Raw genomic sequence first — 12,282 nt, 5'->3', positions numbered from 1 at the left:
ATACAAAGTGGGAGAGATAGTCGCAGATTACCGCCAGCCCCGCTGCGGGGACAAAACCGAGAACTGCGTGCCCGGCACAAGCGGTTTTGAATCGGAGCTTCCGGCAAGCCTCAAAAATGAAGCGTGGGTGAAGGCGATGAACTCCCCTCTGTGGACGCGCAGGAACGCGGGCGCGGCAAAAAAAACCGGCTGGCCCTATGTTGACGAGACCGGTTTCGCTAAATGGCTCAAAAAAAATGTGAGATCCAGGGACTGCCTGCTCTTCGGCCTGACGCTTGACCGCTGCCTTTTCTGCGTGGCCCAGGAACTCAGTTTCAGGGGCTACAATGTGAGCATAATCAGAGAGGCCTGCGACACTTATTCAGGCCTCAAAAAAGAAAAAGAACTGCTCTTTAAAACAGTGCCGATCAGCAACTGGGCAAAACCCGTCTCTTGGAATACGGTCAAAAAGAAGCTATAATCCCTTTATGTGCGGAATAGTAGGATACACTGGCGGCAAACCGGCCTTATCTGTATTGATCAGGGGCTTAAAAAAACTTGAATACAGGGGATATGATTCCGCCGGAATCGCCATCAACAGCCCGGCGGGATTCATTCTCAGGCGCTGTAAAGGTAAAGTTTCATCACTCGATAAACTGGTATCTTCCGAAAAAATAAAAGGCAACACCGGTCTTGGCCACACAAGATGGGCGACGCACGGGCAGCCATCGGAAGAAAACGCGCACCCCCACACCGACTGCAGCGGAAGGATAGTTGTCGTACATAACGGGATCATTGAAAACTATATAGACCTGAAGACTAAACTAAAGGCGAGGAAACATAAATTCAAATCCGAGACCGATACCGAGATCATCCCTCACCTTATAGAAGAAAAACTAAAAAAAGAAAAAAATCTCCTCAAAGCCGTGCAAAGCGCCATTTCTGAAATCCGGGGTTCTTATGCCCTCGGCATAATGTCAAGGGATGAGCCCGACACGATAATCGCCGCGCGTAAAGACACCCCCCTCATCATAGGCCTCGGCAAGAACGAGAACTTCATCGCAAGCGATATCCCCGCGATACTGAAACACACGCGCGATATAATTTTGCTGGATGACGGCGAAACGGCTGTTATTAAACCCGCGTCCGTCGCGGTTTTTGACGCTAAAGGCCGCCGCGTAAAGAAAAAAATATCTCATATAGACTGGAATCCGTCTATGGCTGAAAGAGAGGGCTACCGCCATTTTATGCTCAAGGAAATATTTGAGCAGCCGCGCGCGATACAGGACACCCTCCGCGGAAAACTGAATCTGGATAAAGGTTACATACACCTTGAGGATATAGGATTAACCGCGCCTTATGTTAAAAAGATTAAAAAGATCTTTATTGTCGCCTGCGGCACGGCCTATCACGCCGGGATGGTCGGCAAATTCTTAATTGAAAAAATGATCGGGATTCCCTGCGAAACGGATATCGCCAGCGAATTCCGCTACCGCTCACCGGTGATGAACAAATCGGACCTTTTCATTATCATCAGCCAGTCGGGCGAAACCGCCGACACGCTGGCGGCGCTGCGCATGGCTAAAAAACACGGCCTTAAAACGCTTTCCGTCTGCAATGTTATCGGCTCATCGGCGGCAAGAGAAACCGACGGCATGATATTTACCCACGCCGGACCGGAAATAGGAGTGGCGTCGACAAAGGCCTTCACCACCCAGCTGATAGCCATGTACCTTCTGACCCTTTATCTCGGCAGGATCAGGGGGGCCATACCCCGTCACGACGCTATTAAAATAATGACGGGCATACTGAAAATTCCCCAGCAGATAAGGACAATACTCAAAAAGAGCAAGGTGATCGCGAAAGTGGCCCGGAAATATTCTAAAAAACGGGACTTTTTATATATCGGCAGGAATTTAAATTACCCCATTGCCCTTGAGGGCGCCTTGAAATTAAAGGAAATATCTTATATCCACGCCGAGGGTTACGCCGCCGGGGAAATGAAGCACGGACCCATCGCGCTGATAGACAAAGACATGCCGATTGTCGCCATAGCGACGGCCGGCGAGGTCTATGAAAAACTGCTCTCAAACGTGCAGGAGGCCAAGGCGCGCAACGGGATAATAATCGCGGTCGCGAACGCCGGAGACAGAAATGTATCAAAATCGGCCGCTGAAACCTTATATGTCCCTTCCACCATGGAAGAACTGAGCCCCCTGCTCAATGTAATACCTCTTCAGCTGCTTTCCTACTATATCGCTTTATACAGGGGCTGTGACATAGACCAGCCGCGCAACCTCGCCAAAAGTGTTGTTGTGGAATAACGGCAAAGTGTTTTGCGAATTGACAGTTCCGTTTCATGTTCATAAGATATATCCGGCGGCGGAGCTTTTTTAGTTTCGCGCGGGGAGGATCTATGCTCGGAGTAAAACAGGATATCCTGCTTGTTGCGCTGGGGCTGGGATTATCCGGTTTCTTTGCCCCTGTCATTAAAGCAGAAGCGACGGGAAAAATAACATTGTGGGCCGGGGCTTACGAAAACAGCCCCAAGATCTACAAAGGCCCGGATGGCAAAGCCGCGGGTTTTCACAAAGACATACTCGATTACATCGCTCAAAAAGAGGGCTGGGAAATCAAATATGTGTGGGCCAGCTGGAAAGAATGCTTGGATAAACTGGAAAAAAATCAGCTGGATATACTGCCGGATGTGGCAATATCAGCCGAACGGCAAAAAAAATACGCTTTCAACAGCGAAAGCTTTTTGACCAACTGGGCGAGGGTTTATGCCGCAGGCGGGCAGGAAGCCGATAATTTCCTCGACTTAAAAAACAAAAAAATCGCCGTCATGGCCGGAAGCATTCACACCGACGGCATCACCGGCATAAAAAACCTGATAAGCGGGTTCGACATTTCCTGCGAATTCATAGAAGCGGTCGATTACCGCGCTGTTTTTGAATTGGTGGACAGTGGCCAGGCCGATTTCGGGATTGTAAACCGCACTTTCGGGAACGCGAACGAAAAGAAATATAAAGTCAGCCGCACACCGATAATATTCAACCCCACGGATATCCGATTCGCTTTTCCCCCGGAAGCCGCGCTGACCCCTCGCCTGATCGAGCGGATTGATTTTCATCTGAGGCAGCTGAAAGCAGAAGCCGATTCGCCCTACTATGTTTCGCTCGAAAAACATTTCGGCATCAGCGTGGAAAAAGTGCCATTGCCGAAATGGCTGTCTTATTTACTCTACGCAGGACTGCCTCTCATGCTGATACTCTCCGGCGCTGTGATAATCGCGCGAAAACAGATACGGGATAAAACAAAAGAGCTGGATGAATCCCAGGGCGAGGTGATAGACCGCCTCGGCAAAGCCATTGAGTACAGAGACAATTATACCGGCCGGCACATAAGCATAGTCAGCGAGATATGTTACCTGATAGGGCGCGACCTCGGACTTTCGCAGAAGGAATGCGATATCCTCAAAAAAGCCGCGACAATGCACGATATCGGAAAGATGGCGATAGAAGACGCCATACTGCTGAAACCCGGAAGTTTAAGCCGGGATGAGTGGGAAAAAATGAAAAAGCATTCCTCTCTGGGCGCCGACATGCTCTCGCAGGGCAACTCTCAAATACTCAAAACAGCTGAAAGTATAGCCCTCTATCATCACGAGAAATGGGACGGCAGCGGCTATCCGCGGAAGATAAATGGCAAAAGCATCCCCCTGGCCGCGCGCATCTGCACGGTGGCGGACGTCTTTGACGCGCTGATCTCCAAAAGGCCCTACAAGGCAGCCTGGCCCCTGCAAAAATCAGTTGACGAAATACTCCTGAGGAAAGGCTCTCATTTCGATCCGAAAATCGTCGAGTCCTTTATGAAAATACTCCCGCGGATAACAAGCCAGTTCTCCCTCGATAAGTCCTTACAGCCCGCATAATAAAATCCTTCGCCGCATATCAGCTCAATGCCGGAACTTTAATTCTCAGGGCAATTCTGCTATAATCGGAAAAATGTATCGGCGGCAAACGCCGCAACGGGAGTTTTATTATGGAATATTTTGCACCTTTATCATTGAGTCAGGCGGAAAAAATCAAGAGAACGCTCAAGGGGAGCGCGTATCTGGCGGGCGGCACTATGCTGAACTGGCGCGGCGCGCCCAGAGCAAAGGCTCTGATAGATCTGAAAGAGCTTGATCTTGATCAAATCAAAGCGTCAAAAGATAAAATCACAATAGGCGCGTCCGCCACTATTCAGGAAATAGCCCTGTCAAAAGAAATTCCGCGGGAAATTGCCGGAGCTGCCCAGCGATTCACCAGCCTCAATGTGCGCAACATGGCGACCATCGGAGGGTCGATCGCCGGAGGCTTTTTCATTTCCCATCTGCTTCCGGCCCTGGCGGCTTACCAATCTTCCGTGGAATATTATTTATCCGGGAAAAAGAAAAGCTCGCCGCTGGCGGCATGGCTAAAATCAAAAAAAGGTATCGTCTGCGCCGTCACAATAAAAAAATCTGCGAGAAAAGTCGCTTTTACCGAGGACAAGATCGCCGCGTCGGATTTCCCCGCGATAGTGACAGCTCTGGGTATTGACCTTCACGGGGGAAAAATAGCGAATGCCGTTATAGCGGTCAGCGGCGCGAAAGGCCCTCTTGCCGTCTCGGAAAAAGCTTCGCAATATCTCAACGGCCTGAAACCATCGGCGGTCGACGCCGGCAAACTCTGCGCCGCGGCCTTAAAAGACATTCCCGCCGCCGCGAATGTAAAAGTCAGCGCGCGCGTAAAACAGAGAATGATTGAGAGCCATTTGGCCTCGCTTCTGAAAAAGCTTTCATAAGGAGACAGGGATGAAAATAAAATTCAATTTAAACGGCAAAAATGTGGAACTTGAGGCGCCGGCTGAAAAAAAAGCGCTTGATATACTGAAGGAACTGCATATCAATTCCGTGAGAAAAGGTTGTGACGAAGAGGGAAAATGCGGCAACTGCTCCATCCTTCTGGACGGAAAACTCGTTAATTCCTGTCTCCTGATCGCCCCGCAGATAAACGGAAAAAATATCACGACGGTAGAGGCGCTTTCCAAAGGCGGAAAACTTCACAAAATACAGCAGGCCTTCATAGACGCCGGCATCGTCCAATGCGGCTACTGCACACCCGCCCAGATACTCGCCGTCAAAGCCCTGCTGGATAAGGTGAAACAGCCCGGAAAAAAACAGATCAATGACGCGCTCAGCGGCGTGCTCTGCCGCTGTACCGGATACAAGCAAATATACAACGCGCTGGATATTATCACCAAAGGAAAAAAACCAAAGGATTTCACCAGGGAATACAAAAAAGATTATCGTGTCGTCGGAAAAATAACTGAAAAGATAGACGCTCTTCAGATGGTGAAAGCCGAAAATTCATACGTTGAGGATTATGTCGCGCCTGACGCTCTCCATATTTATGTCCTGGGCAGCCCCTATCCTCACGCGGAAATAATTTCCATAGACACATCCGAGGCGGAAAAAATGGAAGGTGTTGAATACATCCTCACCCACAAAAACTCGCCCAAGACCTGGTACACCCAGGCCGGACAGAGCTATCCGGAACCTTCTCCTTACGATCAGCAGGTTATAAACGCTAAAATGCGCTTTATCGGCGACAGAGTGGCCGCCGTGGCCGCCGAATCCCTTGAGCTTGCGAAAGAAGCGGCCTCAAAAATAAAGGTGAGATACAAGGTCCTCAAGCCTGTTTTCACGATAGAAGAGGCCTCGGCGCCGGGGGCTCCTGTCATACACGACCGCGACGCCAAAAAGCTGGACCCTCTGGATGTGGGCGCGAACCCGAAAAAAAATCTTGTCTGCAGAAATTCCGGCGGTATCGGAGATATGGACAAAGGTTTTAAGAAAGCGGCCGTCATAGCCGAGGCCGCCTGCTCCACTCCTCCCGTACAGCACACGCCCATGGAACCCCACACGGCTTATGCTTACATGAAAAACGGGCGGCTCATAATACACACCTCCGTCCAGACGCCATTCCATGTGCGCAGGATCGTCGCTAACATTCTCGGGCTCGCCGAAAACAAAGTGCGCGTTATCAAGGAAAAAGTCGGCGGCGGATTCGGAGCGAAACAGGACTGCGGAGTGGAGGATCTCGTCGGGACAATCGCTTACCAGTCGGGCAGACCCGTTTATTACAGGATAAGCAGGAAAGACGAGTTCATCATAAGAACCCGGCCGGCAATGTTCATGACGGTAAAGGCCGGGGCCGACAAAAGCGGTAAACTCACGGCGCTTTCCATAAAAACAAAGATTGATTCCGGCGGCTACGGGCCTCACGCCCTTACCGTTCCCATGAACGGCTGCTCGAAAACACTGCCTCTCTTCACCTGTGCAAATATGTCCTATGAGGTGGCGGCATACTACACCAATAACATCGTTTCCGGGGCCTATCAGGGCTATGGTGTGCCTCAGACAAATTTCACGGTACACATCGTCCTTGCCCAGTTGGCCGAAAAACTCGGCATGAAATTTGAGGATTTCCTATCCAAAAACCTCGTCACAAAGGGCTACCGCATTGACATCCTCAAACAGCTCGGAGAGGGAAGAGAGGGTCTTGCCCAGAAATTATCAAGCTGCGGTCTGCAGGAATGCATAAAACAGGGCCTAAAGAAATACAACACATGGACAAACAAAAAATCTTCGCTCGGAGACGACATCGTCCAGGGGAAAGGCATGGCTGTGATGATGCAGGGATCGGGGATTCCCGGGCTTGACGCGGCCAACGCCATGGTAAAAATGATCTCGGACGGCACCTTTATGCTCTACATCGGCGGCGCGGACCTGGGCACGGGGGAAGACACCGTCGCCGCGAAGATCGCGGCTGAAGAGCTCGGCGTGAATCAGGAGCAGATAGCGGTCACCGCCGCGGACACGGACACGACGCCTTTTGACAAGGGCTCTTACGCCTCAAGCGGAACATTTTTCACCGGAAACGCCGCTTATGTCGCCGCACGGAACATGAAAAAACTAATCATACAGAGCGCCGCAAACATCCTGAAGCTAAAACCCTCTCAGGTAAAGATAATGCCCGTCGGGCGAGTGGGTTCTAAAACAAAGAACATGACCTACAAAGCGCTGGCTCTCGCCACGCAGGCCGGCGACGGCGCCGGACAGCTCATATCGAGCGGCGCTTTCACGACACAGGTCTCCCCCATACCGTACGCCGCGCATTTCTGCCAGGTCTCGGTCAACAAACACACCGGCATGGTAAAAGTGGACAGATACCACGCCCTTCACGACTGCGGCGTGCCTATAAATCCGGACCTCGCCAAAGGCCAGGTTTACGGCGGGGTGCTGAAAACAATAGGGCACACACTATATGAGGGGATGGAATTTGACAAAGGGGGCAAATGCCTCACCGACACTTTTACGGATTATCCGATACAGAACATAAATGACATGCCGGAAGACTTTGAGGTGGAACTTATAGAAGTCGCGGATTCCATAACACCCTATGTCGGAAAGTCCATCGGCGAGCTCGCCTGCGACGGCGCGTCCGCCTGCATAAGCATGGCGATAAACAACGCCTGCGGCATCTGGATGAAGCACTGGCCTTTCCGCCCGGAAAAAATATTAAAAGAACTGGACGGTCAGAAATCCTGAACCCGCTCTCAAGGGAACAAAAGCGTTTATATGCGGCTTGAAGATTTCGGCTACAACGCTTTTTTCGAAGAGTCCCGGGCTTTTTTAAAACTTCCCGTCTCGTCCATGGCACGGGTGACATCCTGCCACAAAGACACCTACACCGTAGCGGGGGAACAAGGCGAATACGCCTCGAAGATCACCGGGAAAATATTCTATACCGCCATGGAAAAAGAAAACTTTCCCGTGGTCGGCGACTGGGTCTCGCTATCGGGTCTGGAAGAAAACCATCCCACAATAAAGGTTATACTGCCGAGAAAAAATATCCTCCTCCGCAGATCCGCGGGCGGCGGGGACAGTCAACCCATAGGCGCGAACATAGACGCGGCTTTTATAATACAGGGCCTTGACCGGGATTATAACCTGAACCGCCTGGAAAGATATCTGACGGCCGTCACAAATTGCAAAATAAGGCCTGTCCTCGTCCTGAATAAAACTGATCTGATATCCGGAGAAGAACTGCAGGCTAGGATATCAATGATCAGAAAAAGATTCGCTCGGCTGCATATAATCCCCTCCAGCGGCATAACAGCCGGAGGAACATCCGGGTTGAAAAAATTCATCCGGAAAAAAACAACCTATTGTTTCATCGGTTCTTCGGGCGTGGGCAAATCATCATTGATAAACAGCCTGACGGGCGAAAACACCCTGGCGATCGGCGCGGTAAGCGAATTCACAAAAAAGGGCACACACACTACCTGCCACAGATCATTGCTGCTTCTGGATAATGGCGGCATTGTCATAGACAACCCGGGGATGCGGGAATTCGGCCTCGCCGGAGAGTCGGCGGAAATAGACAGCGCCGATATATTCAGCCGGATAGAAACCATAGCGCTGAAATGCAGATATTCAAACTGCTCGCACGGCGGCGAAAGCGGATGCGCCGTCAGAAACGCTATTGATTCCGGCGAACTGGATGAGGCGAAATATCTCAGCTATATAAAACTCAAAAAGGAAGTGGCACACAACACCATGACCGACCTTGAAAAAAGGCGGAAAGACAAAAAGTTCGGTAAATTCTGCAAAACGGTCATGAAACAGAAGAAAAAATAAAGCCCGGCCTTCCACATTTATTTTTTATTGAGCAAGCGCCCCAGATCTTCTTTTGTTTCCGTATTAAAGCTTTTTATTTTCCAGGCGGTCACGCTCTATGATGCCGCCGCCGAGAACGGCGTCACCGTCATAAAAAACGGCGGCCTGTCCGGGAGCGGGCGCCCTCTGGGCTTTATCAAAAGTGACGATGGCTCTCCCGCCGGATGAGGGCTCAATCAAAGCGCTCTGTTCGGTGTGTTTATATCTGATCCGCACTTTCGCGCGCAGGGATGATGTTAATTTTTTCCTGTCTATCCAGTTGAGATTACCGACAGTGATAACTCTGCGCATAAGATCTTCCGCACCGCCGATGATAACGGCGTTTTTTTTCGCGTCTATCTCCGTGACATAGCGCAGCGCCCCGTGAGCGCCTATGCCTTTTCTCTGACCAATTGTGTAATAAGCAAGGCCATGATGTTCTCCGGTGATATTTCCAGCAATGTCAAGTATATTTCCCGGACGGAAGCCGGCGGAAATGCCTCGCGCTTTCATAAAATCCTGATATTTACCGTCAACGAAACATATTTCCTGACTTTCCTTTTTATCGTGGATTTTCATACCCAGCTTTTTCGCTATGCGCCGCACCTCGACTTTTGTGATTTCAGTGAGCGGGAAAAGCGCACTCTTTAACTGCTCCTGCGTGAGAGAAAAAAGAAAATAAGACTGATCTTTGTTTTTATCTTCCGCCTTTTTCAGGATGTATCTGCGCTTTTGGGCGTCGTAATCCACGCGGGCGTAATGGCCGGTGGCCAGAAAATCAGCCCCCAGCTCTTTCGCCTTATCGAGCAGTTTCCCGAATTTCAATTCTTGATTACACACAACGCAGGGATTGGGCGTTTTGCCATGCGAATATTCGTCACAAAAATAATTTATAACCCGCTCATCAAACTGTTTTTCGCAGTTTATAACATAAAACGGTATATCCAATTTTGCGGCCACGGCCCTGGCGTCGTCTATGGCTTTTGTGCCGCAGCAACGGCCATCGGAATCAGTGGAAACGGCGGGCAGCTTCATGGTCAGGCCTATGACATCAAAACCTTTTTCTATAAGGAGGGCCGCGGCAACGGATGAATCAACGCCGCCGCTCATGGCAACGGCTATTTTTTGTCCCTTTGTCAAAACAGTATGCTGTACAGATTTCCCGCTATCAGAGAAACAAGCGTAATGACAAACAGATAGAGGGCGAGTACCTTTGAGCCGAATTCTTTTTTCAAAACAAGAATTGTGCCGTAGCTTGTGATGGGCCCGACCAGAAGGAGCACAAGGCCCGCGCCGGCATTCATTCCGCTTGCGACAAAAGCGTCAACCATAGGAACGCTCGCCGTGGAGCATATATACATCACCATCCCGAAGGCCAGAGAAAAAACATATCCCAGTCCGCCGGCGAGGTGATCCTGAACGATATTCTGAATTGGGGTGATGGACGCCACAGCCGCGGCTATCAAAAGGCCTATCGCTATCTCGCCGCCCATTTCACGGGGCTGTTCTATAAACGAATACGCGAATATTGAGCGTATCCGCGCGGGCAGAGTCTTTATTTCGTGATTATGCCCGCCTGCGCCCGTGGCGCAATGCGGACAGGTTCCAGCGTCAACCCGCATTTCCCCGGTTTTAATCCTGTTGCCTATAAGCCCGAGGACAAGGCCCATTATAATAACCGTCGCGCACAGATAAAGGGTGAAGCCCATTCCCATCAGCCGCCAGGTCACAATAACAGCCGTCACGGAAGTCGCCGGCGTCGCCACAAGGAAAGCGAGCACCGGGCCGAGAGCCACGCCTTTTTTCCTGAGCCCCACCGCCACGGGCAATGAACCTATGCAGCAGATAGGAAGCATTATCCCCGCTATAGTCGTGTATATGATGGGCATAACGCCCTTTCTGTTAAGATAGCGGTTTATGAAAGATATCGGCACAAACTCGTTGATTATTCCGCTTATAAAAAAACCCGCGGCCAGAGAGGGTAAAACCTCAACGGCATAATGATGGAGATGGGCTAAAAATTCAGCCATTCTTAGCGGCCTTCCGCGCCTTATAATCATCTATAGCTGATTTCAGCGCCTCTTCGGCAAGAACGGAACAATGCCGCTTCACCGCGGGCAGTCCGCCGAGGGCTTCCGTCACCGCCTGATTGGAGAGCTTGAGCGCGTCCTCTATTGTTTTACCTTTGACAAGTTCCGTCGTTATTGACGATGTGGCGATGGCGGCGCCGCATCCGAATGTTTTGAATTTAGCGTCAACGATCACCCCGTCTCTGACCTTTATGTAAAGGTTCATTATATCGCCGCAGACTGGATTTCCCACTTTTCCCACGCCGTCGGCGTCTTTGATCTCCCCCACATTGCGGGGATTCCTGAAATGCTCCATCACCTTATCGCTGTATTCCATATTTTCTCCTATCCAAAAGAAATCATTCTGTCGATGGCCTTACGGGCGGCCTTCGCCGTGGACTCTTTCACCCTTATCTCATGCTTCATTTCATCAAGCGCCCAAAGCACTTTTTCCAAACTCGTTTTTTTCATATTGGGGCACACGGCTTCGGCTGAGGCCGGATAAAATTTCTTGCCGGGATTGTCCTTTTGAAGCCTGTAAACAAGGCCCGTTTCCGTGCCTATTATCATTTCCTCACACTTAGTTTCCCGCGCGTATCTTTCCATGCCGGAAGTGGAAAGCACTTCATCCGCCAAATCGCAGATTGCTGTTCTGCATTCCGGATGAACAAGAACTTTTGCCCCCGGATGCGCCTTGCGGCCATCTGTGATATGCTGCTCTAAAATCTTCATGTGGATGGGGCAGTAACCCTCGTAAAGGATCACTTTTTTGCCCGCTTTTCCGGCGGCGAAACTTCCAAGATATTTATCCGGCACAAAAATAATTTCATTATTTTCAATCCCGCTTAAAATCTCCACTGCGTTTGCGGAAGTGCAGCAGTAATCCGACTCCGCCTTCACCTCCGCCGTGGAATTGACATAACAGACGACCGAAGCGTGCGGGTGTTTCTTTTTCAAAGCCCTGAGTTTTTCGGCGTCTATCATATCCGCCATCGGGCATCCCGCGTCCTTATCCGGCAGCAGGACGGTTTTATCCGGCGAGAGTATGGCAGCGGTCTCCGCCATAAAATGCACGCCGCAGAAAACTATCACATCGGCTGAAGTCTTCGCCGCCTCTCTGCTCAAACCGAGTGAATCGCCTCTGAAGTCTGCGATATCCTGCACCTCGGAAGGCTGGTAATTATGCACGAGTATAACCGCGTTCCGTTTTTTCTTCAAGTTTTCTATTTTTTCTGTAATATTACTCATTTTTAAAACCTATTATCTTTTGTATCACTACGCTTTTTCAATATTCTGTATGAATGCTTAACTTCTATTTTGCTTTCCGCCTCAAAACTTCGTGATAAATAATTATTTCCATCCTTGTTTCCCGATTTAATCTCTTTCGGCTTTCCAACAGTTGTCTTTATTATAGTGATACTTTTTTTTGGTCCTTTATCGTTTGAAATATCATCAGCTTCACCTTCGAACTCTGCTCCACGGATT

General features: G+C 50.2%; 10 protein-coding genes. 6 read left to right on the top strand and 4 right to left on the bottom strand.

Annotation, left to right across the window (positions count from 1 at the left end):
- From FP827_00205 to rsgA, 6 genes are all read left to right on the top strand, one after another.
- Window positions 1-460 (top strand): isochorismatase family protein (locus tag FP827_00205; protein ID MBA3051508.1); only part of this gene is annotated, 460 nt, incomplete at its 5' end.
- 7 nt (window positions 461-467) lie between these two features.
- Complete coding sequence (gene glmS, locus FP827_00200; protein ID MBA3051507.1) at window positions 468-2,303, top strand: glutamine--fructose-6-phosphate transaminase (isomerizing); 1,836 nt, start codon at window positions 468-470, stop codon at window positions 2,301-2,303.
- A gap of 35 nt (window positions 2,304-2,338) precedes the next feature.
- Complete coding sequence (locus tag FP827_00195; GenBank protein MBA3051506.1) at window positions 2,339-3,913, top strand: transporter substrate-binding domain-containing protein; 1,575 nt, start codon at window positions 2,339-2,341, stop codon at window positions 3,911-3,913.
- 110 nt (window positions 3,914-4,023) lie between these two features.
- A complete protein-coding gene (locus FP827_00190; protein MBA3051505.1) occupies window positions 4,024-4,809 on the top strand; it encodes a hypothetical protein in 786 nt (261 codons plus the stop codon).
- 10 nt (window positions 4,810-4,819) lie between these two features.
- A complete protein-coding gene (locus tag FP827_00185; GenBank protein ID MBA3051504.1) occupies window positions 4,820-7,618 on the top strand; it encodes a molybdopterin-dependent oxidoreductase in 2,799 nt (932 codons plus the stop codon).
- Window positions 7,619-7,648: 30 nt separating this feature from the next.
- Entirely contained in the window at window positions 7,649-8,710 is a 1,062-nt protein-coding gene (gene rsgA / locus FP827_00180) for a ribosome small subunit-dependent GTPase A (GenBank protein ID MBA3051503.1), read from the top strand.
- 63 nt (window positions 8,711-8,773) lie between these two features.
- Here the strand turns inward: rsgA and mnmA are convergent, their stop codons facing one another.
- From mnmA to nadA, 4 genes are read right to left on the bottom strand one after another with little or no spacing between them, the layout of a single operon-like run.
- Window positions 8,774-9,838 (bottom strand): tRNA 2-thiouridine(34) synthase MnmA, encoded by a 1,065-nt coding sequence (gene mnmA / locus FP827_00175; GenBank protein ID MBA3051502.1) that lies wholly within the window; start codon window positions 9,836-9,838, stop codon window positions 8,774-8,776.
- A gap of 26 nt (window positions 9,839-9,864) precedes the next feature.
- Window positions 9,865-10,788, bottom strand: coding sequence for a hypothetical protein (locus tag FP827_00170; GenBank protein ID MBA3051501.1), 924 nt, complete (start codon window positions 10,786-10,788; stop codon window positions 9,865-9,867).
- Complete coding sequence (nifU, locus tag FP827_00165; protein ID MBA3051500.1) at window positions 10,751-11,134, bottom strand: Fe-S cluster assembly scaffold protein NifU; 384 nt, start codon at window positions 11,132-11,134, stop codon at window positions 10,751-10,753. Before nifU ends, FP827_00170 begins: the two co-directional genes overlap by 38 nt.
- A gap of 8 nt (window positions 11,135-11,142) precedes the next feature.
- A complete protein-coding gene (gene nadA, locus FP827_00160; GenBank protein ID MBA3051499.1) occupies window positions 11,143-12,045 on the bottom strand; it encodes a quinolinate synthase NadA in 903 nt (300 codons plus the stop codon).
- Window positions 12,046-12,282 lie beyond the last annotated feature (237 nt).

The organism is Candidatus Omnitrophota bacterium, from assembly GCA_013791745.1.
In the GTDB taxonomy this organism is placed as follows: Bacteria; CG03; CG03; order CG03; family CG03; genus CG03.
The sequence above is the reverse complement of the archived record's forward strand: the minus strand, read 5'-3'. Positions and strand labels throughout refer to the sequence as shown.

Excerpts from the sequence above, each read along its gene's own strand:
- glmS (MBA3051507.1), top strand. The coding sequence starts at position 468 with ATGTGCGGAATAGTAGGATACACTGGCGGCAAACCGGCCTTATCTGTA.
- FP827_00195 (MBA3051506.1), top strand. The coding sequence starts at position 2,339 with ATGTTCATAAGATATATCCGGCGGCGGAGCTTTTTTAGTTTCGCGCGG.
- FP827_00190 (MBA3051505.1), top strand. The coding sequence starts at position 4,024 with ATGGAATATTTTGCACCTTTATCATTGAGTCAGGCGGAAAAAATCAAG.
- FP827_00185 (MBA3051504.1), top strand. The coding sequence starts at position 4,820 with ATGAAAATAAAATTCAATTTAAACGGCAAAAATGTGGAACTTGAGGCG.
- rsgA (MBA3051503.1), top strand. The coding sequence starts at position 7,649 with ATGCGGCTTGAAGATTTCGGCTACAACGCTTTTTTCGAAGAGTCCCGG.
- mnmA (MBA3051502.1), bottom strand. The coding sequence starts at position 9,838 with ATGAGCGGCGGCGTTGATTCATCCGTTGCCGCGGCCCTCCTTATAGAA.
- FP827_00170 (MBA3051501.1), bottom strand. The coding sequence starts at position 10,788 with ATGATTATAAGGCGCGGAAGGCCGCTAAGAATGGCTGAATTTTTAGCC.
- nifU (MBA3051500.1), bottom strand. The coding sequence starts at position 11,134 with ATGGAATACAGCGATAAGGTGATGGAGCATTTCAGGAATCCCCGCAAT.
- nadA (MBA3051499.1), bottom strand. The coding sequence starts at position 12,045 with ATGAGTAATATTACAGAAAAAATAGAAAACTTGAAGAAAAAACGGAAC.